A 25161-nucleotide genomic window follows, 5' to 3' on the forward strand; every position below is an offset into this window, starting at 1 on the left:
GATGCCTGCATTCATCAACATCACGCTCAACGGCGCACCGTACCAGGTGCCGCCGGGGCAAACCCTGGACCAATTGATCGCCACCCTGTCGCTGGAAAACCAGGCGCTGGCGCTGGCCGTCAACCGCAATGTCGTGCCGCGCAAGGCGTGGCAGGGGCAGGTCTTGCAGGTACAAGACCAGGTTGAAATAGTACGCGCCATCGGCGGCGGCTGAACTAAGGAAAAAGCAATGAACAGTAATAACAACGACCTGCTGACCATTGCAGGAAAACAGTATCAATCGCGCTTGCTGGTCGGTAGCGGCAAGTACAAGGATTTACCGCAGACGCGCGAAGCGACGGATGCGGCCGAGGCGCAGATCATCACGGTGGCGATCCGGCGCGTGAATATCGGGCAGGACCCGAACGCGCCCAGTCTGCTCGACTTCGTGCCGCCCGACCAGTACACGATTTTGCCGAACACGGCCGGCTGCTACAACGCCAAGGACGCTGTCTACACCCTGCAACTGGCGCGCGAGCTTCTGGGCGGACGCAATCTGGTGAAACTCGAAGTGCTCGGTGACGAGAAGACCCTGTTCCCGCACATGCCGGAAACCTTGATCGCGGCCGAGGCGCTGGTCAAGGATGGCTTTGACGTGATGGTCTACTGCAGCGACGACCCGATCCAGGCGAAGATTCTGGAAGATATCGGCTGCGTGGCCGTCATGCCGCTCGCGTCCCTGATCGGCTCGGGCATGGGCATTTTGAATCCGTGGAATTTGTCGCTGATCATCGACCAGGCGAAAGTGCCCGTGCTCGTCGATGCCGGCGTGGGTACGGCGTCGGATGCGGCCATTGCCATGGAACTCGGCTGCGATGGCGTGCTGATGAATACGGCCATTGCCGGAGCGCGCGACCCCGTGCGCATGGCGCACGCGATGAAGCTGGCCGTGCGGGCCGGACGCGAAGCGTTTCTGGCGGGACGCATGCCCCGTAAATTTGCCGCGTCGCCATCGTCGCCGATGGCGGGCCGCCTGGCGTGACGATGCCGATGCGCCACACTGTGCTCGTGTTTTCCGGTCTTGATCCGTCGGGCGGCGCCGGCATCGCCGCCGATATCGTGGCCATTGCGGCGCAGGGCGCGCATGCCTTGCCCGTCATCACGGCCTTGACGGTGCAGGACAACGACAGGGTCTTTGGCGTCGAGCCGGTGGCGCCGGAATTGCTGCGCCGCCAGGCGCAGGCGCTGATCGACAAGATCAGCATCGATGCCGTGAAGATCGGCATTCCCGGCAGCGCCGCGAATGCGGCCGTCATCGCGCAACTGATCGCGCAATTGCGGCTGATTCGCCCAAGCTTGCCTGTCGTGCTCGACCCCGTGCTGGCCAGCGGCCATGGCGACGTGCTCAGCCGGGGCGATGCCGTGCTGGCGCTGGTGCCCTTGCTGCCGGTGACGACCGTCATCGTACCGAACGGGCCGGAAGCGCTGGCCCTCGGTGGCGCAGACAATTTACTTGCGCAAGGCTGCCGGAACGTGCTGGTGACGGGCGGCCATGGCGAAGGCGAGGTGATCGTCAACCGCTGGTTTGACGCCGATGGCAGGGAGCACGCGTGGCGCTGGCCGCGCTTGCCCGGCGAATTTCACGGCAGCGGCTGCACTTTGGCGTCCGCCATCGCGGCTCACCTGGCGCAAGGTATGCCGATGCAAGAGGCGCTCGATGGCGCGCAACGCTATTGCCATGCGGCCCTGGCTGGCGCGTATGCGATTGCGCCAGGCCAGCTGATGCCGCAACGATTCATTCAATAAGGAAAATATCATGCGTGGACTGTATCTGGTCACCCCGAACTGGGACGACACCGACCGCCTGCTCGACGTGAGCGAGCAAGCCTTGCAGGAAGGCGTGGCCTTGCTGCAATACCGCCACAAGAGCGCGGAAGCGGATCAGCGGCGGGAGCAGGCGGGCGCCTTGCTGGACCTGGCCCGCAAGTATGGCGTGCCTTTCATCATCAACGACTTCATCGAGCTGTGCGAAGAGCTCGACGCGGACGGCGTGCACGTGGGCGGCACGGATGCGTCCGTGGCACAGGTGCGCACGCGCCTGGGCAAGGACAAGATCGTCGGCGCTTCCTGCTATGGCGACATGGCATTGGCACGAACGGCGGAGGCGGGCGGCGCCAGCTATGTGGCCTTCGGCGGCTTTTATCCATCGCTGGTGAAAAAGTATCCGGTCACGACACCGCTCGACATCGTGCTGCAGGCGAAACGCGAGATCGCCTTGCCTTGCGTGGTGATCGGCGGCATGACGCCGGAGAACGCCGCGCCGCTGGCCGCGCGCGGTGCCGACATGGTGGCGGCCATCACTAGCGTCTATCAGGCGGAAGATGTGGATATTGCAGTGCAGCAATTCAATCATTTGTTTGTGGAATGAACAGTGGCGTGCAAGGCTGGATTGGGAGAATAATCGGCATATAATAAGAGCATCATTCATTACCGAGGTCCCCCACCCATGAGTCAGCCAGCCGCCGCGAAACGCCTTATCCTGATCGTTGACGATGACCAGCTCCTGTTGGAATTCCTCGGCGAAGTCCTGCGCCATGCCGGCTACGAAACAGCCCTGGCCCATTCGGCCGAAGTGGCGCTGCAGCTGATCGCCCAGCGCGAGCCGGACCTGGCCTTGCTCGACATCCACATGCCGGGCATGTCCGGCCTGGAACTGGCCAAGCGCCTGCATGGCGAGACGGCCGTGCCGTTCATGTTCCTGTCCGGCAGCGGCGACAGCGAGTCGGGCAAGCAGGCGGCGGCCTACGGCGCCGTCGGCTATGTGGTGAAACCCGTCGACGAAGGCCGCTTGATGCCCGCGTTCGAAGCGGGCCTGGCGCGCGCGGACGAAATCCGCCAGCTGCGCCGCACCGAGCTGAACCTGAACGCGGCGCTGGCCGCCGGCCGCGAAACGAGTTTGGCCGTGGGTTTGCTGATGGGCAAGTTCCAGACGGACCGCAACACGGCCTTCGAAGTGCTGCGCGACCATGCCCGTTCCAGCCGCCGCAAGATCAATGAAATCGCCAGCCAGCTGCTGCTGGCCGAGGAAACCCTGAACGGCTTGCACGGCGCGTTTTTGAACCGCGCGAAAACCAAGTAAGCATTTTTCTGGCGCCTGCTTTGCTATGATGTGGCGATACGGCGCGCTGGCGCGCCCGGTTCAACCATACACAGCACACACCACAGGACACACATGAAAACCAAAGCAGCGATTGCATGGAAGGCGGGCGCGCCTTTGACCATCGAAGAAGTCGACCTGGCCGGCCCGCGCGAGGGCGAGGTACTCGTCGAGATCAAGGCCACCGGTATTTGCCATACCGATTACTACACCTTGTCGGGCGCCGATCCGGAAGGCATCTTCCCGTCCATCCTGGGACATGAAGGCGCCGGCATCGTCGTCGACGTGGGTCCGGGCGTGAAAAGCCTGAAAAAGGATGACCACGTCATTCCTCTGTACACGCCGGAATGCCGCCAGTGCAAATTCTGCCTGTCGCAAAAAACCAACTTGTGCCAGTCGATCCGCTCGACCCAGGGCCGCGGCCTCATGCCCGACGCGACGTCGCGCTTTTCCATCGACGGTAAACCCATTTTCCATTACATGGGCACGTCCACGTTCTCGAATTACATCGTCGTGCCGGAAATCGCCCTGGCGAAGATCCGCGAAGATGCGCCGTTCGACAAGGTCTGCTACATCGGTTGCGGCGTGACCACCGGCGTGGGCGCCGTGCTGTTTACGGCCAAGGTCGAGGCGGGCGCGAATGTCGTCGTGTTCGGCCTGGGCGGCATCGGCTTGAACGTGATCCAGGCGGCCAAGATGGTCGGCGCCGACAAGATCATCGGCGTGGACATCAACCCGGCCCGTCAGGCCATCGCGCGCAAGTTCGGTATGACGCATTTCGTCAACGCCAACGAGGTGGAAAACGTCGTCGACACCATCGTGCAGCTGACGGACGGCGGCGCCGACTATTCGTTTGAGTGCATCGGCAACACCACCACCATGCGCCAGTCGCTCGAGTGCTGCCACAAGGGCTGGGGCCAGTCCATCATCATCGGCGTGGCCGCAGCCGGCCAAGAAATTTCCACCCGTCCATTCCAGCTGGTGACGGGGCGCGTGTGGAAAGGTTCGGCCTTCGGCGGCGCACGGGGACGCACGGACGTGCCGAAGATCGTCGACTGGTATATGGAAGGCAAGCTCAATATCGACGATTTGATCACGCATCGCCTGAAGCTCGACGACATCAACCAGGGCTTCGACCTGATGAAGAGCGGTGAATCGATCCGCTCCGTCGTGCTGTACTAATACATTACGCCGTACCACGGCGTTTTTGCGGAGGCTGCGGCCTCCGTTTTTTTTTGCCCGGCGTTCCATCCATCGTCCGTGTCTGCCATCCAGACCGGTCTTTTTGCAGCCTGTCGCACCGCGCTGGAGCCGTGCTCCATCCGCCGCTAAAGTCAATGCTCCACTACTTTTGCGACGAGGCAGCCATGTCCACTTCCTACCGTTTGATCCTCAGCCTGGCCGGTATCCTGCTTGGCGGCAGTGCGCTGGCCGTGCAGCCGCCGCAGCCGCCCGCGCCACCGGCCCCGCCTGCCGCGCCCAGCGTGCAGGTCAGCCGTTCGATCGACAAGGGCGAAAGCTATGCGCTCGTTGATAGCGCCACGGATAGCGAGGGCGTCATCGTCGTCGACAGCGATATTCACTCGCAGCAGGTGGAAAAGCTCAAGCGCTCGATCAAGGGGCCGTTCCTGTGGTTCCGCGACCAGGGGCAGGCCTATGTGCTGCAGGATGCGGCCTTGCTGGGCAAGGTGCGCACGGCCTGGCAGCCTTCGAAACAGCTCGGCAAGGAGATGAGCGCGCTCGGCGATCAAATGGGCGCGCATGGCAAGGCCATGGGTGAAATGGGCCGCAAGATGGGCGCCCGCAGCCTGGAAAAAGGCAGTGCGCGCGAGTCGGAACAGCTGCGCGCGCTGGGCCGCCAGCAGCAGGAGCTGGGCCGCAAGCTCGGTGACGCCTCGCGCCGCCAGGCGCTGGCGACGAGCGACACGGCGCGCCGCGCGGCCGAGCGCGACGTGGAACGCCTGCAGCAGCAGATGGAAGATGCGCAGGAAGAGATGGAAGAGATCAACGACCGCATCGCCGACGTGCACGAGCGCGAGGCCGAGAAAGCGGAGCAGATGTCGCGCCAGATGGAGCAGCGCAGCAAGCCGATGGAAGCGCTGGGCAAGCAAATGGGCGACCTGGGCCGCCAGCAGGAAAAAGTCGTCAAGATCGCCGACAAGACCACGCGCCAGGTGATCGCCCAGGCGCTCAGCGAAGGCAAGGCGAAGCTGGTGCGCTAGCCTCTATGCCAGGTGGCGGCCACGGCGCGGTATTGCGCCGGCAACTGCTCTCTGGCCTCATTCTCGCTGGCATACACGTCATCCTGCACCGTTTCCCACTGCGCATCGCAGCTGAAACGGTAGACGCGCGCTTCGTCTGCGTAGCGGCACACGGCCAGGCCGTGGATGGCGGTGGGGGCGCCACCATGCTCGTTGGTGACATGGCCGAAGGGCTGGTCGGACCAGGCCCAGGCCAGTACGCGGGCGCCGTCGAGGTGGGTGGGTGGTGTCATGGTATACAGGCTGCGGTGTCGAGATGGCGATTGTAGCGCGCGTGGGTAAAATGCCGCGACCGCTGGACAAATGCACAGTATTTTTAGCCATGCCGGTATAATCATGGGATGCAAAATCTTCTTCACAACCTCAATCCCGAACAATTGGCTGCCGTCACCTTGCCGGCGCAGCATGCGCTGATCCTGGCAGGCGCCGGTTCAGGCAAGACCCGCGTGCTGACCACCCGCATCGCGTGGCTGATCCAGACCCAGCAGGTATCGCCGCCCGGCATCCTGGCCGTGACGTTTACCAATAAAGCCGCCAAGGAAATGCTCACGCGCCTGTCGGCCATGCTGCCGATCAACACGCGCGGCATGTGGATCGGCACCTTCCACGGTCTGTGCAACCGCTTGCTGCGCACGCACTACCGCGACGCGGCCTTGCCGCAAACGTTCCAGATCCTCGACTCGCAGGATCAATTGTCGGTGATCAAGCGCTTGTTGAAGGCAAACAACATCGATGATGAAAAATTCCCGCCGAAGACGGTGATGTATTTCATCAACAACGCCAAGGACCAGGGCTTGCGCGCCACGGACGTGGAAGCGTATGACGCGCACGAGCGCAAGATGGTCGAGCTGTACCAGTTGTACGACGACCAGTGCCAGCGCGAAGGCGTCGTCGATTTTGCGGAATTGCTGCTGCGCACGTACGAATTGCTGAGCCGCAATCAACCGCTGCGTGAACATTACCAGGCCCGTTTCCGCCATATTCTGGTGGACGAGTTCCAGGATACGAACAACTTGCAATACAACTGGCTCAAATTGCTGGCCGGCCACGGCAGCCGCGATGGCGGCGCCCTGTTTGCCGTCGGCGACGATGACCAGAGCATCTACGCGTTCCGCGGCGCCAACGTGGGCAATATGAGCGCCTTCGAGCACGAGTTCCAGGTCAAGAACTTGATCAAGCTCGAGCAGAATTACCGCTCGCACGGCCACATCCTCGACAGCGCCAACGTGCTGATCGCGAACAACAGCAAGCGCCTGGGCAAGAATCTGCGCACGGACGCGGGCCATGGCGAGCAGGTGCGCGTGTATGAAGCCAGTTCCGACTTGCAGGAAGCGCAGTGGATCATCGAGGAGGCGAAAAGCCTGATCGCCGATGGCGCTTCGCGCAGCGAAATCGCGATCTTGTACCGCTCGAACGCGCAGTCGCGCGTGATCGAACACGCGCTGTTTTCGGCCGCGATTCCGTATCACGTGTATGGCGGTCAGCGCTACTTCCAGCGCGCCGAGGTCAAGCACGCGATTGCCTATTTGCAGTTGATGGACAATCCGCACAACGATTCGGCCTTCTTGCGCGTGGTCAATTTCCCTACGCGCGGCATCGGCATGCGCTCGATCGAGCAATTGCAGGCCGCCTCGGAACAGTACGGTATTTCGCTGTACGCCTCCGTGCCGTATGTGGCGGGCAAGGCGGGCAGCGTGCTGGCCGGCTTCGTCAAGCTGATCGAAGGCGTGCGTTTCGAAACGCAGCAGTTATCTCTGCCGGAAATGGTCAGAGTGGTGCTGGAAGCGAGTACTTTGCTCCAGCATTACCAGAACGAAAAAGAAGGCGCCGACCGCATCGAGAATCTGGAGCAGATGGTCAGCGCGGCCAGCCAGTTCATTTCCGAAGAGGGTTTCGGCCAGGGCGCACCGGCCCACCTGGGCCCTGCCGCCCAGGCGCAGTCGGGCGCGCCCGTCGTGAACCAGGATGGCATCGAAATTTTAGATGCGGACGCGCCGCTGCCGGCCGTGATGTCGCCGCTGTCCGCCTTCCTGTCGCACGCGTCGCTGGAAGCGGGCGATAACCAGGCCCAGGCGGGCCAGGATGCGCTGCAGATGATGACGGTGCACTCGGCCAAGGGCCTGGAATTCGACAACGTGTTCATCACGGGCCTGGAAGAGGGCCTGTTCCCGCACGAAAGCAGCTCGAAAGAAGACAATGGCGTGGAAGAGGAACGCCGGCTGATGTACGTGGCCATCACGCGCGCGCGCAAGCGGCTGTACATGAGCTTTTCGCAGACGCGCATGCTGCACGGCCAGACGCGCTACAACATGAAATCGCGCTTCTTCGACGAATTGCCGGAAGAATCGCTGAAATGGCTGTCGCCGAAGGTGCAAGCCAACTGGTTCGGCAACCGCAAGTCGGCCTGGGACGAGGCGCCGCGTGTGGTCAGCCTCGGTTCGGACAATGCGATTGCGCAAAAGATCGCGCAAAAAGCCACAGGCGGCGGCTGGCGCATCGGTGAATCGGTGGCGCACGCCAAGTTCGGCGAAGGCGTTATCGTCAATATCGAAGGTGGCGGCGGCAATGCGCGCGCGCAAATCAATTTCGGACAGCACGGCATGAAGGTGCTGGATTTGGGGATTGCCAAATTGGAACGGCTGTGAAGGTCATCCGTCACCAACGCGGGCGCTAACAATGTTGTCGGATTACGCGTGGCCTTCGGCCCCGCTAATCCGACCTACCAGGAACATACTCTGGCCGGTCGCGTAGGTCGGATTAGCGAAGCGTAATCCGACACCATTGTTGGCCTCGCAGCGTCGGATTACGCGGCCGACCGGTGTCTGGCGATCACTCGCCGGTCTTGTCCAACGACACCGGCTTGCTCTCATCGACGGGCAGGCCGAAGATCTGGCGGTAGGCGGCGTAGAACGAGCAATGCATGATGATAGTCAAGATCATCGACAGCGGCATCATCAGTTGCATCATCAGCTGCGTGCGGCCAAAGATGACGGCCAGCAACTGGCTGGTGACGATGCTGATGGCGAACCAGGTGGCGGCGAAGACGATGAAGGCCGACAGCGAACGCCAGACGGCGAAAAAGCTGAAGAACAGCGCCTTGCCCAGGCTGATGCGTTGCCAGTAGATCAGCGGTGCGGCAAAGCAGAAGGCCATGGCGGCAGGCACGTACATCGCGATGGCCAGCAGGATGCCGAGGCCCAGGCGCGATTCGGGGATGGCGGCGCGTGCCGCTTCTTCCGTCAGTTGTCCGGTGACCAGTTTCCACAGCAAACCATCGTCCACGAGGGTCGAGGCGCCGATGGCGACGATGGCCATCAGGATGTACAGCACGCCCAGGCCGAACAGGGAAGGAAAAGCGGGCTTGCGGAAGCCCGAGATCAAGAGGCTCGGCAGGACGCGCTTGCCCTGGTCGATATTCAGGCAGCCTTGCACGAAGGCGACGGAAAACACGGGCACGAGGATGACGGGCAGCAATTGGCCGAGCACGGGCACGATGCTGACGGCCAGCATGCAGAACATATAGCCGAGAAACAACATCGACATGCCGCCAGGTTGCTTGCGAAACAGGCCGAAGCCTTGTTTCACCCATTGCCAACCTGTACTTGCAGGTAATTTTTCCATTTTTAAAACAGTTCCGGAGCAGGTGTGGCAATACGTTCGCGCAGAATGCGTTCGAAATGCGTAGGATCGTGCGGGGTCAGCATTTCCGCTTCGCGCGGCTGGTAATAATCGTACAGGCGCGACAGCCAGAAGCGCAGCGCGGCGGCGCGCAGCATCGGTTGCCATGCCGTTTGTTCTTCATGCGTAAACGGGCGCACGGCCTGGTAGGCGTCGAGCAGGGCGCGCACTCTTGCCGTGTCGAGCACGCCAGTCGCCAGGTCCACGCACCAGTCGTTGACGGTGACGGCCACGTCGAACAGCCACGTGTCGCAGCCGGCAAAGTAAAAGTCGAAAAAGCCTGTCAGTTGCTCGCCGTCAAACATGACGTTGTTGCGGAACAAGTCGGCATGCACGGGGCCGCGCGGGATGGCTTTATAGGTATCGCAGGCAGCAAAGGCGTCCTGGAAATGGATTTCCGCGCGCAGCAAGTGCGCTTTGGCGTCGTCGAGGTGGTGCAAGACCAAGGGCGTGGTGGCGTTCCACCAGTCCAGGCCCCGCAAATTCGGCTGCTGCAGGGGGAAATCCTGCGCCGCCAGATGCATCTTCGCCAGCATGGCGCCCACGGCCGCGCAATGCACGGCTTGCGGCGCCATCTGCGAGCTGCCGTCGAGTTTGCTGACGATGGCGGCCGGCTTGCCTTGCAGGGCCGTCACCAGTTCGCCATCGGCATTGGCGATCGGCGCCGGCACCAGTACGCCCCGGTCCGCCAAATGGCGCATCAGTTGCAGATAGAACGGCAATTGCTCGAAGCTGAGGTTTTCAAAGATCGTCAGCACGTACTCGCCGCGCTCCGTGCTCAGGAAAAAATTGCTGTTTTCGATGCCGGACGCGATGCCCTTGAGCGCCAGAGGTTTGCCGAGTGGAAACTGCGTGATCCACTGGCCGATATCGTCCAGGTGTAGCGCGGTAAAAACTGCCATGGGAAAGAGGGGAATGGTCTAAAAGGTCAAAAAAAGCCGGCTGCCCCGCAGATGGCCGGGGCAGGGCAGAAGAGAGTGGCTGCTTACTTCGCTGGTGCGGGTGGTGCTGGCGCGTCCGCTGCCTCTTCATCGCGTTGTTTCTGTTTCTTCTTGCCCAGGTCAAATTCCAGCACTTTCCATTGCGGGCCGCGCAAGGCGTTGCCGTTGGCCTGGTCGCCACCGGCGGCCGGCTTCATGTAATAGGTGCTGCCGCCGCTCGTGACTTTGACTTCGGACGTCACGCCCGCTTCGCGTTTTTCGGTGATTTGCTGCTTGGCCGCCGCTGGCGCCACGGTGATCGGTGCTTCGCCCATTTCCTCGATACGTTCGAGCTGTGGCGGCGCGTCGCTCGGTTTGGCCGGCGTCTGGGCGCTGGCAATGGCCGAACATGCCAGCAGGGGCAGGGCGAGGAATGTCCAGAGTGTCGATGTACGCATCATGATGGGTTCGCTTCCATGTGTGGGACTGCAGCGCGTGCAGTGTGTAATGCCGTCAATTTATCTATAAGGCATTGTAACAAACTGGTAGGCAATGCTGTTTAAATGTGCCGAAATGGCTGGCAACGGCAGCCCGCCCGCACGCACGGGGCCGCCAGCTTGCTGAAAACGCCAGGAACGGCAAGAGTTGCGGCCGGTGGCGCGGCCCTAAACTCTGCGATAATTGTGCGATATTCCGCCCGTCCGCCGCTGTTTCTTCCCGGCTGGCGCGGCTCACCTTATTTTATTGGCATTATGCAAAACACCCTGCTGTTAGTCGACGGTTCCAGTTACCTTTATCGTGCCTTCCATGCGCTGCCCGACTTGCGCAGCCCGGACGGCTATCCCACGGGCGCCATGCACGGCATGGTCAACATGCTGCGTCGTTTGCGCGCCGACTATCCGGCCGCCTACATCGCCTGCGTGTTCGATGCCAAAGGGAAAACTTTCCGCGACGACATGTATCCAGAGTACAAGGCCACACGCGCTTCGATGCCGGACGACCTGCGCTTGCAGATCGAACCGATCCACGAAGCCGTGCGCGCCATGGGCTGGCCGATTTTGATGGTCGACGGCGTGGAAGCGGACGACGTGATTGGGACTTTGGCCGTGCAGGCCGCCGCCGCCGGCATGAACGTGGTGGTGTCGACGGGCGACAAGGACCTGGCGCAGCTGGTCAACAGCCAGGTGACCCTGATCAATACCATGAGCAATGAAAAGCTCGACGAAGCGGCCGTGCTGGTCAAGTTCGGCGTGCCGCCGAACCGCATCATCGATTATCTGTCGCTGATCGGCGATACGGTCGACAACGTGCCTGGCGTCTCGAAGTGCGGCCCGAAGACGGCCGTCAAATGGCTGACCTTGTACGACAGCCTGGAAGGCGTGATGGAAAACGCGGCCAGTGTGGGCGGCGCTGTGGGCGAAAACCTGCGCACGGCCCTGCCATGGCTGCCGCAAGCGCGCGCCTTGATCACCGTCAAGACCGATTGCGATTTGTCCGGGCACATGACAACGATCGCCGATTCGCTGGTGGCGAAACACGAAGACAAGGAAGCGCTGCTGGCCTTCTTTAACCGCTACGGCTTCAAGGCCCTGCTGCGCGAACTGGGCGCGGCGGCGCCGCCGATGTCTCCCGTTGGCGCACCGACAGTTGCCGGTGCCACCATCGCGAATACGACGGGCGACATGTTCGCCGATGCCGCGCCAGCAGTCGAGGCCGTGTATGAAACCGTGCTGACGGATGAGCAGCTCGATAAATGGATCGCGCTGATCGATGCGGCGCCCTTGACGGCTGTCGACACGGAAACTACGTCGCTGGAACCGATGACGGCGCAGATGGTCGGCATTTCCCTCTCCGTTGCCGAACATGCCGCCTGCTACATCCCGCTGGCCCACGATTACGCGGGCGCGCCGGAACAGTTGACGCGCGAGCACGTGCTGGCGAAACTGCGCCCGTGGCTGGAAGATGCCAACAAGCCCAAGCTGGGCCAGAACCTGAAATACGACAGCCACATCTTCGCCAACCACGGCGTGACCCTGCGCGGCATCGCTCACGATACTTTGCTCGAATCGTATGTGTTCGAATCGCACAAGAAGCACGACATGGACAGCCTGGCCCTGCGCCACCTGAACTACACGACGATCCCGTTCGAGGACGTGTGCGGCAAGGGCGCCAAGCAGATTACCTTCAACCAGGTGGAAGTGGAGCAGGCGGCGAAATACGCGGCCGAAGATGCCGACGTCACCTTGCGTTTGCACAATGCCATGTGGGGCAATGTGGCGGGCGACGACAAGCTGACCTTCATCTATGAAAAGATCGAGATGCCGACGGCCGTGGTCTTGCAAAAGATCGAGCGCAACGGCGTGCTGATCGATGATGAGTTGCTCAACATCCAGTCGGCCGAGCTGGCCGTGAAAATCCTGGAACTGGAAAAAAAGGCGTATGAACTGGCCGAGCAGCCATTCAATCTCGGTTCGCCCAAGCAGATCGGTGAAATCTTCTTCGAGAAACTGAAACTGCCGGTGGTCAAGAAAACCCCGACTGGCGCGCCATCGACGGATGAAGAAGTGCTGCAAAAGCTGGCCGAGGATTATCCATTGCCCAAAGTGCTGCTCGAATACCGCGGCATGGCCAAGCTGAAGTCGACCTACACGGACAAATTGCCGAAGATGATCAACGTCACGACGGGCCGCGTGCACACGAACTATGCGCAAGCCGTGGCCGTGACGGGGCGATTGGCGTCGAACGACCCGAACTTGCAGAATATTCCCATCCGTAGCGCGGAAGGCCGCCGCATCCGCGAAGCCTTCATTGCGCCGCCCGGCAGCCACATCGTCTCGGCCGACTATTCGCAGATCGAATTGCGCATCATGGCGCATATCTCTGGCGACGAAGCCATGCTGCGCGCGTTTGCCGACGGCATCGACATTCACCGCGCCACGGCCGCCGAAATCTTTGGTGTGCCAGCCGCGGAAGTGCAGAGCGAACAGCGTCGCTACGCCAAGGTCATCAACTTCGGCCTGATCTACGGCATGAGCGCATTCGGCCTGGCCGGTAACCTGGGCGTGGACCGTACGGCCGCGCAAAGCTATATCGACCGCTACTTCGCGCGTTTTTCTGGCGTGAAACAGTACATGGAAGACACGCGCCAGCAAGCGAAGGCGCGCGGCTACGTGGAAACCGTGTTCGGCCGCCGTTTGTGGTTGCCGGAAATCAATTCGCCAAACGGCCCGCGCCGCCAGGGCGCCGAACGGGCGGCGATCAACGCGCCGATGCAGGGCACGGCCGCCGACCTGATCAAGCTGGCCATGATCGCCGTGCAAGGCTGGCTGGAAACGGACAACTTGCAGACGAAGATGATCATGCAGGTGCACGATGAACTGGTGCTGGAAGTGCCGGATGCGGAACTGGAACTGGTCAAGCGCAAGCTGCCGGAACTGATGGCCAGCGTGGCCGCGCTGAAGGTGCCGCTGACGGCGGAAGTGGGCGTCGGTAAAAATTGGGACGAAGCGCATTAACAATGTGACATAGCAGCAATGACCGTAGGTCGGCTTAGCGCGCAGCGCGTAAGCCGACATTTTTTGTCAACACACCTTTCAGGAGAAACGCATGAGCGACATGATCACCGATTGTGAAAGTTTGCTGGGCCAGAGCAGCTTGTCCGGGCCGGATGGCCGGCGTGGTTTCCTGAAGGTGGCGCTGGGCACGGGCTTTGCCGTGGCCGTGCTGCCCGTGGCGGCGCAAAACGTCATCAAGACGGATTCCGCCGGACTCGTCACGGGCAGCATGTCGGTGATGGTCGACGGCCAGGCCGTGCCCGTGTATGCGGCCCAGCCGGAAGGCAAGACGGGCTTGCCCGTGGTACTGGTCATTTCGGAAATTTTTGGCGTGCATGAACATATCGCCGACATGGCGCGCCGTTTCGCCAAGCAGGGCTACCTGGCGCTGGCACCCGATCTGTTCGTGCGCCAGGGCGACCCGACCAAAGTGGGCAGCATCCCGGAGTTGATGAAAGGCATCATCGCCAAGACGCCGGACGCGCAAGTGATGGCGGACCTTGATGCGGTGGTGGCGTGGGCGAAACAGAATGGCGGCGACACGAGTCGCCTGGGCATCACGGGTTTCTGCTGGGGCGGGCGCATCACGTGGCTGTACGCGGCGCACAATCCGGCCGTCAAGGCGGGCGTGGCCTGGTATGGCCGCCTCGTGGGCGAGCCCAATCCATTGCAGCCAAGCAACCCCATCGATATCGCCGCCACCTTGAAGGTCCCCGTGCTGGGCTTGTATGGCGGCAAGGATACGGGCATCAGCCAGGAATCGATCGCGAAGATGAAGGAGGCGCTGGCCAAGGGCGGCAACAAATCGGAGTTTGTCGTGTACCCCGATGCGGGCCACGCCTTCAATGCCGATTACCGTCCCAGCTACGTGGCGGCCGATGCGAAAGACGGCTATGCGCGCTGCCTTGCCTGGTTCAAGCAGCACGGCGTGGCGTGATGCCGCAACAGAAAAACACCGCATTTCCCAGAAGTTGGCGCGAAAGGCGCACCGGGCTGTAAAATGCCCGCTGCGCGCCAATGCAGTACAATTGCATCTTCATCGCGCGACGCTGCCGCCAAACGCGCAAAAAATTAAACAATAGATAACAACGCATTCATCAGGCCAGACGCCAGCATCGCGGGCGCCAGTGACCCGGCGCCATTTTGAGGTAAGAAAATCATCGATCCCGTCCTTATATCCATTTTGCTCGCGACCACGATCGCGGGCGTGTTGAGCATTACCGCGGCGGCGATCTTTTCGTTTGCATTCCTGTCCAAAGTGGTCGAGCGCATGGTCAGCTTGTCCGTCGGCATCATGTTGTCGACGTCCTTGCTACACGCCTTGCCCGAAGCGTTCGAATCGCAGGCGGATCCGCGCACCCTGTTCGCTACCCTGCTGGCGGGCTTGCTGGCCTTCTTCATGCTGGAAAAATTCGCCATCCTGCGCCATTCGCACCACCACGAAGGCGATGGCCACCACCATGCGCACGGCCACGACAAGCACGAGGCGGGCAAGGCCGGCTGGATGATCCTCGTCGGCGACGGCATGCACAATTTTACGGACGGCATCCTGATCGCGGCCGCCTTCCTGGCCGACCCGAAGCTGGGCCTGGTAACGGGCCTGGCCATCATCGCGCATGAAATTCCGCAGGAAATCGGCGATTTCATCGTGCTGCTCAATGCCGGTTTCTCGCGCCTGCGCGCCTACATCTTCAACCTGCTGTGCAGCCTGATGGCGGTGGCGGGCGGCCTGCTCGGCTATTTCACCCTGGACCGCGCCAGCAATCTGATTCCTTACGTGCTCGTGTTCGCCTCGTCCGGCTTCATCTATATCGCCTTGTCCGACCTGATGCCGCAGATGCAGCGCCGCGCCACCTTGCGCGAAACCATTCCGCAAGTGCTCCTGATCGCGCTGGGCGTGTGCATCGTGCTGTTCCTGACGCACAAGCGCCACGGCGGTTGATGTACTGACTGTGTGGGTGTAGTATTGCCTTTCTGACTAACTTGTACAGAAAGGAGGAAAATATGGAAATTTTTATGCTCGCCCTATGGGATGCGCGTTCTTTAAGCACATTTGCCAGCTCTTGCCCACGTTCTATCGCGCTGCGATAACCTGGCCAGAGCAAAGTTACCCTCCTCCACGAGTCCTTTCCTGGTACTCCGTTGTCGTTAGCGCTCCTGTTAACGCGGATGCTTGCATCCCGAACAAAGACAAGAGCCATGACTACCCTTATCTCGACACAAGCTTTACAGCTGGATACCCACGACGGTTTCCTGTTCAATGAAATCGCCTTTACCTTGCGCCAGGGCGACCGCATCGGCCTGATCGGCCACAATGGCTGCGGTAAGTCCACCTTGCTGGGCTTGCTCAGCGGCACGCGGGAAGCGACGTCCGGCACCATTCATTACGCCCGGGCCTGCCGCTTGCAGCACGTGGAGCAGCATTTGCCAGCCGAACTTGCCAGCCTGAGCCTGTACGACGCCTTGCTGGCGCCCGTGCTGGACCAGCCCGAGCTGCATTGGCGGGTCGACAGCCTGCTGGCCGAACTCGGTTTTGACGCCGAGACGGCGCAAGTGCCCGTGCACTCGCTGTCCGGCGGCCAGCACACGCGGTTGCTGCTGGGGCGCGCCCTGCTGCAGGAACCGAACGTGCTGCTGCTCGACGAACCGAGCAATCATCTGGACTTGCCGTCGCTGCTGTGGCTCGAGCAATTCCTGCTGGCCTGGCGCGGCGCGTTCATCCTCGTCTCGCACGACCAGCGCCTGCTCGACAACGTGGCCACGCGCAGCTGGATCTTGCGCGATAGCCGCCTGTACGATTTCGACCTGCCGTGCGGCCCCGCGCTGGCGGCGCTGGCCGAAGCGGACATGGCCGCTGCCGCCAGGCATGCGGCCGAACAGAAGGAAATCGACCGCCTGGCCGTCAGCAGCACCCGCCTGGCCCTGTGGGGCAAGGTCTACGATAACGTCGGCATGGCGCGCAAGGCCAAAAGCATGCAGCGGCGCATCGACAAGCTGCAGGATGAACAGTCGTTCGTCAGCGAAGGCGCGCCCTGGCGTTTGAGCCTGCGCGGCAAGGCGCTGGCGGCCGACCAGTTGCTGGCGCTCGATGGCCTGGACGTGCGCGCCGTGCCCGCCTCGCCGCTGCTGTTCCACGTCGGCCAGCTGTGGCTGAAATCGGGCGACCGCATCGCCTTGCTGGGCGCCAACGGCAGCGGCAAGTCGTCCTTGCTACGGCTGTGCTGGCAAGCGATACAGGCGCAGGAGGAGCGCAGTGACCTGCGCTACCACCACGCCGCCAACATCGGTTACTACGACCAGTCGCTCAAGCAGCTGTCCGATGACGCCGACCTGTCCGACGCCCTGTACCCGTTTGCCGTGCAGAACGAGGCCGCGCGCAGCCAGGTGGCGCGCAAGCAGGCCTTGATCTCGGCAGGCTTCCCCTATACGCGCCATGGCCAGACGGTTGCCACCCTGAGCGGCGGCGAGCGGGCGCGGCTGTTGTTCCTGGGGTTGTCGCTGGCCAGCTATCATCTGCTGCTGCTGGACGAGCCCAGCAATCACCTGGATATGCAGGGCAAGGCGGAACTGGGGCAAGCGCTGCGCGGCTTTGCGGGTGGCTGTTTATTGGTATCGCACGACCGCGACCTGATCGAGACGGCCTGCAACCGTTTTTGGGTGGTGGCCGATGGCCAGCTGGAAGAGTGGCCCGATGCGGCCAGCGCGTATGCACGGCTCAGTGTGGAAGATTGGCAGGCGTTGACGCCCGTGCCGCGCGTGGAGCATGCATTTGCGGTACTGGCGGATGTCGACGTGCAGCTGGAACGCTTGTGCGAACTGGAGCAATTGCTGGCGGAGGACCTGGCCCGCAAGCCGCGCCACCAGAAGCCGGCCAGCCAGCAGGCGTGGCTGGCGGAACTGGAACGCTTGAGTCAAGTGCTGGGGATAACGTCGTAGTTATCCACTGGTAAAAGGTGGCGGACCAGTTGGTCCGCCATTTTTTTATTCAGTGCCCGTCGCCACAGGCCGCGCCGGATCGGCGCACCATTCGCTCCACGAGCCCGGATACAGGGCCGCGCCAGGCAGACCGGCCACTTCCATGGCCAGCAGGTTGTGGCAAGCCGTCACGCCGGAGCCGCATTGCAGGATGGCGGTTTGCGGCGAGGCGATCAATGCGCTGAAGTCGCGCTGCAGTTCGTCCGCGCTCTTGAAACGGCCGTCCGCTTGTAAATTATCTTTGAAGAAACGGTTTTTCGCGCCGGGGATGTGGCCGCCCACGGGGTCGATGGTTTCGTTTTCGCCGCGATAGCGGTCGGGCGCGCGCGCGTCGATGACGGTCAACGCTTGGGTTTCCAGGTTGGCGATGACGTCTTGCACGCTGACCGTGCGCGTCAGGCTGGTTTTTTCCGTCAGGTTACCGACAGGGTGGGGTGCTACCGGCGTGACCAGGGGCAAGCCTTGCGCCTGCCAGGCGGCCAGGCCACCGTCGAGCACGGCGACGGCCGGATGGCCGAGCCAGCGCAGCAGCCACCATAAACGGGCGGCGAACATGCCGCCCTGGCCGTCATAGGCGACCACTTGCGTGTCGTCATTGATGCCCCAGCCGCGCAAGGTGGCCAGCAGGACGTTGCGGTCGGGCAAAGGATGACGTCCCGTAAAGTCCGCGCCGCGCGCCGTCTTGGGGCCGGACAGAGCCGTATCGATATCGGCGAACTGCGCGTTCTGGATGTGTCCGGCGGCAAACGCGTCGCTGCCAGCATTGGGGTTAAGCAAGTCGTGGCGGCAATCGAGAATCACCCAGTTGCTGTCGTTTAGGTGGCTGGCCAGTTCGCTGGCCTGGATCAAGGTGGTGTACATCGGAAACGCTCCTTTACACTTCGCTGGCAATCGGATCCGTTCGCGCGATCGCCGCGCCACGGGCCGTGTTGCGGGTATTGTAATAGGTTGCTGCGATGCCGGAAGCGAGAATGATGCCGATGCCGGTCCAGCCGTGCCAGTCGAACAAGTCGCCGAAGATCACCACGCCCCAGAAGCTGGAAAAGACGATGCCCGTGTATTGCAGATTTGCCACCACGAGGGTCTTGCCCAGGCGATAGGCGCGCGTCATGGCCATCTGCGCCATGGTGGCGCACAGGCCGATGGCGGCCAGCAAGCCGATGCCGTAGGCGCTCGTGTGCGCATGCCAGACGACGGGGCCGCCGCCGGCACTGGCCACGTGGCCGATCACGCCGGCGAGGAAATTGACGACCGAGAAATAAAATACGACCCGGTATTCGGGTTCGCCCAGCAAGCCCAGCTTGCGCACCTGCAAATAGGCGAGGGCAGACAGCATGCCGGAAATCAAGGCCGTAATGGCGCCGGCCAGCTGGTCCGTTTCGAACACAGGCTGCAGCAGCAGGGTCACGCCGACAAAGCTCATGGCGATGGCCGCCACGAGCGGCCACTCGACCTGTTTCATGCCTTTCCAGAAGCCGCCGGCCAGCAGGATCACGGCGATCCAGATGGGCGCCATGTAATTCAAGGTCATGGCCGTGGCCAGCGGCAGGATGGCGATCGCGTAAAACCACAGCCACAGGGCGATCACGCCCACCACACCGCGCCACAGATGCTGGCCCGGCATCGTGGTTTTAAAACTGCCGCCCTGGTACAGAATGGTGCAGCTCATGACGATCATGCCGATGATGCCGCGGTACATGACGATTTCGGACGTCGAATACATATCCGACGCCAGCTTGACGCACACGCCCATGATGGCGAACATGAAACTGGCAAATAGCATCCAAAGCGATTGCATGAGAAATCCTGACGATGAAAAAGAAAAGGCCGCGCAATGCGGCCCTGGAGGGAATTATAGTTCGATATTATTGCGGTACCACTCGTGGAAATGCTGCATGCCATCTTCCATGGGCGACTGGTAAGGGCCCACTTCGCTGACACCGCGCGCCATCAGGGCCTTGCGGCCCGCATCCATGCGCAGGGCGATTTCATCGTCCTCGACGCAGGTTTCCATGTAGGCAGCCCGTTCCGCTTCGACGAAGTCGCGCTCGAAGAGCACGATTTCTTCCGGATAATAGAACTCCACCACGTTGCGCGTCTTTTGCGGACCATCGGGCCACAGGGTCGAGACGACCAGCACGTGTGGATACCATTCGACCATGATGTTCGGATACAGGGTCAGCCAGATGGCGCCATACGGCGGTGCTTCGCCGCCACGGAATTGCAGCACCTGCTCCTGCCATTTCTTGTAGGCGGGCGAACCGGCCTGCTGCAAGCCGCGGTGCACGCCTACCGTTTGCACGCTGTAATCCTTGCCGAACTCCCAGCGCAGGTCGTCGCAGCTGACGAAGCTGCCCAGGCCCGGGTGGAACGGTTCGACGTGATAATCCTCGAGGTAGACTTCGATGAAAGTCTTCCAGTTGTAGTCGCACTCGTGGATTTCCACGTGGTCGAACATGTAGCCGGAAAAATCGAGGTCTTTCGAGACGGACAAATCTTTCAATTTTTCCATCACGTTGTAGCCATTCTGTTCGAACAGCAAACCATTCCAGCTTTGCAGCGGCGTTTTCGACAGGTTCAGGCACGGCGTCTCGGGGAAATGCGGCGCGCCGATCAGTTCACCCTTGAGGTCGTAGGTCCAGCGGTGCAGCGGGCAGACGATATGGTTCGCGTTGCCGCGGCCGTTGAACATCAGCGCCTGCCGGTGGCGGCATACGTTGGACAGCACTTCGATGCCGTTGGCGTTGCGCACGAGCATGCGCCCTTCGTTCTCAGACGCCAGGGTCGCAAAATCGCCGGTTTCCGGCACCATCAGCTCGTGCCCGACATAGCGCGGGCCGGCTTGGAACAATTGCTGCATTTCACGCTGCAACAGCGTTTCGTCAAAATAGACGTGGACCGGAAGTTGCGCGTTTGAGCGCGCCAGCTTGGCGTGAGTAGCCAGATCGGACATCCCAACCCCCCATAAATGTACAACGGTCAGCAGTGCCCCAAGCCCTTGCCTGGACAACCGCTACAGAGAGAAAGAATCCGCAAAGACCTGAATTCAAATTTGTTGAAACGGTATTTCGGACAGAACCGGCGATTATAGCGCGTATCGGCCTCGGCATTGCCAAACCCCCCCGGTAAATAGTCTATTAATGAGAAACATTGTCATTTGGCGCGCAATTTCCGGTAGATAGGGACGATTGCGCTAAAATCCACTGACAAGCTGGCAACGCTATTGACTTTGAGCGCGCCGATTGCGCTTTAGTTTTCACTTAATAGTGTGGTTTGTTCTAAAATAACGCTTCTATGCTGGCCGGGAATCCCCGGCGTCTCCCTACAAGCCCCTCGTGCCACGAAGAGATCTGAGTTTATGTCGAAGAAATTAACTGCCGCTGCCGCAGCGCCGGCCTCGTTTGAAGAGGCGATGGCGGAACTGGCGCAGCTGGTAACGCAAATGGAAGCGGGCCAGTTGCCGCTGGAAGCATCGGTCGCGGCGTATCAGCGCGGCTCGGAACTGGTCAAGTATTGCGCTACCCAGCTCGACAGCGTTGAAGCGCAGGTGAAAGTATTGGAAGGCGACATGTTGAAACCGTTCGTGGATGCCGGCGAGGCCGCCCAATGATGGCCAGCGTGCAACAAGACGGCGTCACCTTCGGCGACTGGATGCAATCGACCCAGTCCGCCGTGGAAAAGAGACTCGACCAGTTCCTGCCGGCGGCAGATGTCGTGCCGCACAAGCTGCATGCGGCCATGCGCTATGCGCTCTTGGGCGGCGGCAAGCGCGTGCGCCCGCTGCTGGTGATGGCGGCGGGTGAATTGTTTGATGCCGATCAAGATACCCTCGCGCGCGCAGCTTGCGCGCTGGAAATGATTCACGTGTATTCGCTCGTGCATGACGATATGCCATGCATGGATGACGATGCCTTGCGCCGTGGCAAGCCCACCGTGCACATCGCCTACGATGAAGCAACGGCACTGCTGGTCGGCGACGCGCTGCAATCGCAGGCCTTCATGCTGCTGGCCGACGGCGCGGCCATTCCTCCGGCGCGGCAGATGGCCATGCTCAAGCTGCTGGCGCACGCCTCGGGTTCGGCAGGCATGTGCGGCGGCCAGGCGATCGATCTCGACAGCGTCGGCCTGGCCTTGACCTTGCCGCAGCTGGAACAGATGCATCAGTTGAAAACAGGCGCCTTGCTGCGTGCGGCCGTGATCCTCGGCGCGCTGGCCGGCAAGGATTTGACGCCAGACGAGATGACGGCGCTGAACGCCTATGCGCGCGCCGTCGGGCTGGCGTTCCAGGTGGTCGACGATGTGCTCGACGCCACGGCCGACTCGGCCACCCTGGGAAAGACGGCAGGCAAGGATGCGGCTGCCAACAAGCCGACTTACGTATCGATACTGGGGCTGGAACCATCGAGAGCCCTGGCAGAACAATTGCGGTGCGACGCCCATGCGGCGCTGGCGCCATTCGGGGACAAGGCACGCCGTCTGCGCGAGCTGGCGGACCTGGTCGTGCAGCGGAAGGCATAAATGAAACTGTTAGAAACCATCAATGAACCAGCGCAAGTGCGCAAGCTGGCCCGCTCGCAACTGGTGCCGCTGGCCCAGGAACTGCGCAGCTTCCTGCTCGACTCCGTCTCCAAGACGGGCGGCCACCTGTCGTCCAACCTGGGCACGGTCGAGCTGACCGTCGCGCTGCATTACGTGTTCAACACGCCGCATGACCGCATCGTCTGGGACGTGGGCCACCAGACCTATTCGCACAAGATACTGACGGGCCGCCGCGAGCGCATGCATACCTTGCGCCAGAAAGACGGTATTTCCGGCTTCCCGAAGCGCGACGAAAGCGAATACGATACCTTCGGCACGGCGCACTCGTCGACGTCGATCTCGGCCGCGCTGGGCATGGCGCAGGCGGCCAAGATCAAGGGCGACCCGCTGCACGCGATCGCCGTGATCGGCGACGGTTCGATGACGGCCGGCATGGCGTTCGAGGCGATGAACAATGCGGGCGTGCAGGAAGACGTCAACCTGCTGGTGATTTTGAACGACAACGATATGTCGATCTCGCCGCCCGTGGGCGCGCTGAACCGCCACCTGGCGCGACTGATGTCGGGCCAGTTCTACGCGGCGGCGAAAAATGTCGGCAAATCGGTGTTGCCCGGCCCCGTGCTGGAACTGGCGAAGCGCTTTGAGGAGCACGCCAAGGGCATGGTCGTGCCCGCCACCATGTTCGAGGAATTCGGTTTCAATTACATCGGCCCCATCGATGGCCACGACCTCGATTCGCTGATCCCGACCTTGCAAAACATCAAGCAATTGAAGGGCCCGCAATTCCTGCACGTGGTCACCAAGAAGGGCCAGGGCTACAAGCTGGCCGAGGCGGAGCCGATTTTGTACCACGGCACGCCGAAGTTCAATCCGGCGGAAGGCATCAAGCCGGCCACGGCGCCGGGCAAGATGACGTACACGGAAGTGTTCGGTAACTGGCTGTGCGACATGGCGGCCCACGACAAGCGCCTGGTGGGCATCACGCCGGCCATGCGCGAAGGCTCGGGCATGGTGAAATTTGAACAGCAATTCCCCAACCGTTATTTCGACGTCGGCATCGCGGAGCAGCATTCCGTGACCTTCGGCGCCGGTCTGGCTTGCGAAGGCTTGAAACCCGTCGTGGCCATCTATTCGACTTTCCTGCAGCGCGCCTACGACCAGCTGATCCACGACGTGGCGCTGCAAAACCTGGACGTGACGTTCGCGCTGGACCGCGCCGGCCTGGTGGGCGCCGATGGCGCCACGCACGCGGGCAACTATGACATGGCGTTCTTGCGCTGCATCCCGAACATGGTCGTCATGGCCGCGTCCGACGAAAACGAATGCCGGCAAATGCTGACGACGGGCTACCATTATCCGGGCCCGGCAGCGATCCGCTATCCGCGCGGCGCCGGTGCCGGCGTGGCCATCGTGCCGGAACTGACCAGCATTGAAATCGGCAAGGGCGAGCTCAAGCGCCAAGGCAAGCGCATTGCCATCCTGGCCTTTGGCTCGATGGTGGCGCCGAGCGTGGCGGCAGGCGACAAGCTCGACGCGACGGTCGCCAACATGCGCTTCGTCAAGCCGCTCGACGTGGCGCTGGTGAAACAGCTGGCCGCGGAACACGATTACCTGGTGACGGTGGAAGAGGGCTGCATCATGGGCGGCGCCGGTTCTGCCGTGGCCGAAGCGCTGGCGGCAGAGGGGATCGTCAAGCCGATCCTGATGCTGGGCTTGCCCGACACCTTCATCGACCATGGCGATCCCGTGCAACTGCTGAAAAGCGTGGGCCTGGACGCCACCGGTATCGCCGCCTCGATCGAGCAGCGTTTTGGTGCCACGCAGCCGCGCCTGGCTGTCGTCAGCTAAATTTATCTGTCGACAGGAAAAGCGGCACTGCGGTGCCGCTTTTTTTGGCTATGTCACCGTCAGATGTGGGAACGCGCCCAGCGTTGCTCTCAATAACGTTTCCGGTGAACGGATGCGCCCGGCGTCGAGTATCCAGCGCCACCCCAGATAATTTGGCAGGTAGCGCGTCGCCACGCCGTGAAACGGACCTAGCCATTGCCGCAAACGGCTGTGATAAGCATTGACGTTCTGCACGTGGGCGGCGCCCTGTACGCGGATGCCTGCGCGCAAGTTGACGGCCTGGTGGCTGATGCCCGCTTCCCGAGCAAAAGCCCGATAGGCGGCATGGCCATCGGTGACCAGCAAGACATCCTTGTCGATCATGGGTAGCAAACAATGGTGTAACTGCGCCTTCGTCAGCGCCCCTTTGCCCGTGACGAAATCGAGGGTCTGGCCCGTGCGGTCGCGCGCCACCAGGATGCACACCTGTTCATTCGATATGCCGCGCTGGCGGGCATGGCCGCCACGGCGGCGTGGCGGACGCGTCATGTTTCTGGATCCCTTTTCCGATTCCAGCAGATATAACTCGTCGGCCTCGGCGATGCCGTGCAGGCCATGCGGCCGGTCGGTCTTTGCCAGCGATAAAAACCGGTGACGCCAGCGAAAGGTGGTATTGCGGTGCACACCCAATTGGCTGGCAGCCTGGCGCACCGAAGATGAGTCGAGCAGGCAATCGGCATAATCGAGCCACAGCGCCTTGTGGCGCAGGCGCGCCAGCGGCGTGCCGGTGAGCGCATTGAAGGTGCGGCCGCAGGGAACGCAGCGGTAGCGCTGCAAGCCGTGCGCATGGCCGTGCCGGTGCAGGTGTGCCGAGTGACAGGCGGGACAGGCCAATCGCGGCTGGGCCACACTTTCCAGCAGCGCGACGGTCGCGTCGTGTGGCGCGTTGCCACGCAGCAGGGTAATGCCTGCCTGCCGCTGGCGTTGGTTCAAACGAGCAAACTGCGCAATCAAGGTGATCCATTCGGCTGACCGCATGATCTGCTCCTGCAGGGTGAATATACAGAGTCAGACAGCACAGACAAGGGAAGATTCCGGCATTTCCCCTGCTTGCCGATGACAGAGCCCTTTTTTTTGTCGACAGGAATTTACGCTGCACTGCAACATTTTTCGCTGGGGAATGCTACGATGACGCTTTGATACCCTTTCAAAGTCCAACTTGCATTTCAGGAAACTTCACCGCCGTTCGCGCGCACTGGCTGGCCGCTGGC

At 61.8% G+C, this 25161-nt stretch carries 23 protein-coding genes; 15 read left to right on the forward strand and 8 right to left on the reverse strand.

Translation table 11 applies throughout. From position 1 onward, the window contains the following. The first annotated feature begins 1 nt into the window (after position 1). The 7 genes from thiS (at position 2) to OPV09_RS05400 (ending at position 5358) form a co-directional block, all read left to right on the forward strand. Positions 2-214, forward strand: coding sequence for a sulfur carrier protein ThiS (thiS, locus tag OPV09_RS05370; RefSeq protein ID WP_072456778.1), 213 nt, complete (start codon positions 2-4; stop codon positions 212-214). A 15-nt stretch (positions 215-229) separates the two neighbouring features. Then, the gene (locus tag OPV09_RS05375) at positions 230-1021 is read left to right on the forward strand and encodes a thiazole synthase (RefSeq protein ID WP_034749171.1); all 792 of its coding nucleotides are present in this window, start codon (positions 230-232) and stop codon (positions 1019-1021) included. 8 nt (positions 1022-1029) lie between these two features. Further along, positions 1030-1785, forward strand: a complete 756-nt coding sequence (locus tag OPV09_RS05380) for a hydroxymethylpyrimidine/phosphomethylpyrimidine kinase (RefSeq protein ID WP_338680796.1) — start codon at positions 1030-1032, stop codon at positions 1783-1785. A gap of 10 nt (positions 1786-1795) precedes the next feature. Then, entirely contained in the window at positions 1796-2407 is a 612-nt protein-coding gene (thiE, locus tag OPV09_RS05385) for a thiamine phosphate synthase (protein ID WP_338680797.1), read from the forward strand. 78 nt (positions 2408-2485) lie between these two features. Next, positions 2486-3118 carry an ANTAR domain-containing response regulator gene (locus OPV09_RS05390; protein WP_034749164.1) on the forward strand — a complete coding sequence of 211 codons (633 nt, stop codon included), beginning with the start codon at positions 2486-2488 and terminating at the stop codon, positions 3116-3118. Positions 3119-3211: 93 nt separating this feature from the next. After that, on the forward strand, positions 3212-4318 hold the full coding sequence (locus OPV09_RS05395) for an S-(hydroxymethyl)glutathione dehydrogenase/class III alcohol dehydrogenase (protein WP_034749160.1): 1107 nt from the start codon (positions 3212-3214) through the stop codon (positions 4316-4318). 185 nt (positions 4319-4503) lie between these two features. Then, positions 4504-5358, forward strand: a complete 855-nt coding sequence (locus OPV09_RS05400; protein WP_338680802.1) for a hypothetical protein — start codon at positions 4504-4506, stop codon at positions 5356-5358. On the opposite strand, the gene OPV09_RS05405 is transcribed toward OPV09_RS05400, so the two are convergent. Continuing rightward, positions 5355-5630: a hypothetical protein gene (locus OPV09_RS05405; protein ID WP_338680804.1), complete on the reverse strand. Its 276-nt coding sequence runs from the start codon at positions 5628-5630 to the stop codon at positions 5355-5357. The two genes, OPV09_RS05400 and OPV09_RS05405, sit on opposite strands and share 4 nt — an antisense overlap. Positions 5631-5738: 108 nt before the next feature. Here OPV09_RS05405 and OPV09_RS05410 point away from each other — a divergent pair, with 108 nt between their 5' ends. After that, positions 5739-8042: a UvrD-helicase domain-containing protein gene (locus tag OPV09_RS05410; RefSeq protein ID WP_070305791.1), complete on the forward strand. Its 2304-nt coding sequence runs from the start codon at positions 5739-5741 to the stop codon at positions 8040-8042. 184 nt (positions 8043-8226) lie between these two features. Here the strand turns inward: OPV09_RS05410 and OPV09_RS05415 are convergent, their stop codons facing one another. The 3 genes from OPV09_RS05415 to OPV09_RS05425 all read right to left on the reverse strand — a co-directional run bounded on the left by OPV09_RS05415 (position 8227) and on the right by OPV09_RS05425 (position 10456). Further along, positions 8227-9018, reverse strand: a complete 792-nt coding sequence (locus OPV09_RS05415; protein ID WP_338680807.1) for a BPSS1780 family membrane protein — start codon at positions 9016-9018, stop codon at positions 8227-8229. Between the two features lie 2 nt (positions 9019-9020). Continuing rightward, complete coding sequence (locus OPV09_RS05420; protein WP_338680809.1) at positions 9021-9977, reverse strand: homoserine kinase; 957 nt, start codon at positions 9975-9977, stop codon at positions 9021-9023. Positions 9978-10060: 83 nt separating this feature from the next. Further along, positions 10061-10456, reverse strand: a complete 396-nt coding sequence (locus OPV09_RS05425; protein ID WP_034749142.1) for a hypothetical protein — start codon at positions 10454-10456, stop codon at positions 10061-10063. Positions 10457-10747: 291 nt separating this feature from the next. Between OPV09_RS05425 and polA the strand changes: the two genes are divergently transcribed. The 4 genes from polA (at position 10748) to OPV09_RS05445 (ending at position 17485) form a co-directional block, all read left to right on the forward strand. Beyond that, entirely contained in the window at positions 10748-13510 is a 2763-nt protein-coding gene (polA, locus tag OPV09_RS05430; protein WP_338680811.1) for a DNA polymerase I, read from the forward strand. 91 nt (positions 13511-13601) lie between these two features. Then, the gene (locus OPV09_RS05435; protein ID WP_219329995.1) at positions 13602-14486 is read left to right on the forward strand and encodes a dienelactone hydrolase family protein; all 885 of its coding nucleotides are present in this window, start codon (positions 13602-13604) and stop codon (positions 14484-14486) included. A 246-nt stretch (positions 14487-14732) separates the two neighbouring features. Further along, entirely contained in the window at positions 14733-15491 is a 759-nt protein-coding gene (locus OPV09_RS05440; RefSeq protein ID WP_046683425.1) for a ZIP family metal transporter, read from the forward strand. Positions 15492-15748: 257 nt separating this feature from the next. Then, a complete protein-coding gene (locus tag OPV09_RS05445) occupies positions 15749-17485 on the forward strand; it encodes an ABC-F family ATP-binding cassette domain-containing protein (RefSeq protein ID WP_338680812.1) in 1737 nt (578 codons plus the stop codon). Between the two features lie 45 nt (positions 17486-17530). Here OPV09_RS05445 and OPV09_RS05450 read toward each other — a convergent pair whose 3' ends face one another. The 3 genes from OPV09_RS05450 to OPV09_RS05460 are packed head-to-tail and all read right to left on the reverse strand — an operon-like array spanning position 17531 to position 20477. After that, the gene (locus tag OPV09_RS05450; RefSeq protein ID WP_338680815.1) at positions 17531-18385 is read right to left on the reverse strand and encodes a sulfurtransferase; all 855 of its coding nucleotides are present in this window, start codon (positions 18383-18385) and stop codon (positions 17531-17533) included. Between the two features lie 13 nt (positions 18386-18398). Next, on the reverse strand, positions 18399-19322 hold the full coding sequence (locus OPV09_RS05455; RefSeq protein WP_139091716.1) for a DMT family transporter: 924 nt from the start codon (positions 19320-19322) through the stop codon (positions 18399-18401). Between the two features lie 54 nt (positions 19323-19376). Beyond that, positions 19377-20477, reverse strand: a complete 1101-nt coding sequence (locus OPV09_RS05460; protein ID WP_034749123.1) for an aromatic ring-hydroxylating oxygenase subunit alpha — start codon at positions 20475-20477, stop codon at positions 19377-19379. A 405-nt stretch (positions 20478-20882) separates the two neighbouring features. Here OPV09_RS05460 and OPV09_RS05465 point away from each other — a divergent pair, with 405 nt between their 5' ends. The 3 genes from OPV09_RS05465 to dxs are packed head-to-tail and all read left to right on the forward strand — an operon-like array spanning position 20883 to position 23911. Then, positions 20883-21134, forward strand: a complete 252-nt coding sequence (locus OPV09_RS05465; RefSeq protein WP_046683420.1) for an exodeoxyribonuclease VII small subunit — start codon at positions 20883-20885, stop codon at positions 21132-21134. 41 nt (positions 21135-21175) lie between these two features. Then, positions 21176-22042: a polyprenyl synthetase family protein gene (locus OPV09_RS05470; RefSeq protein ID WP_338682232.1), complete on the forward strand. Its 867-nt coding sequence runs from the start codon at positions 21176-21178 to the stop codon at positions 22040-22042. After that, entirely contained in the window at positions 22043-23911 is a 1869-nt protein-coding gene (gene dxs / locus OPV09_RS05475; RefSeq protein WP_338680818.1) for a 1-deoxy-D-xylulose-5-phosphate synthase, read from the forward strand. A 48-nt stretch (positions 23912-23959) separates the two neighbouring features. On the opposite strand, the gene OPV09_RS05480 is transcribed toward dxs, so the two are convergent. Continuing rightward, entirely contained in the window at positions 23960-24928 is a 969-nt protein-coding gene (locus OPV09_RS05480) for an IS1595 family transposase (RefSeq protein ID WP_338680819.1), read from the reverse strand. Between the last annotated feature and the right edge of the window lie 233 nt (positions 24929-25161).

Origin of the sequence: Janthinobacterium sp. TB1-E2 (assembly GCF_036885605.1) — a bacterium.
GTDB classification, from domain to species: domain Bacteria; phylum Pseudomonadota; class Gammaproteobacteria; order Burkholderiales; family Burkholderiaceae_D; genus Janthinobacterium; species Janthinobacterium aestuarii.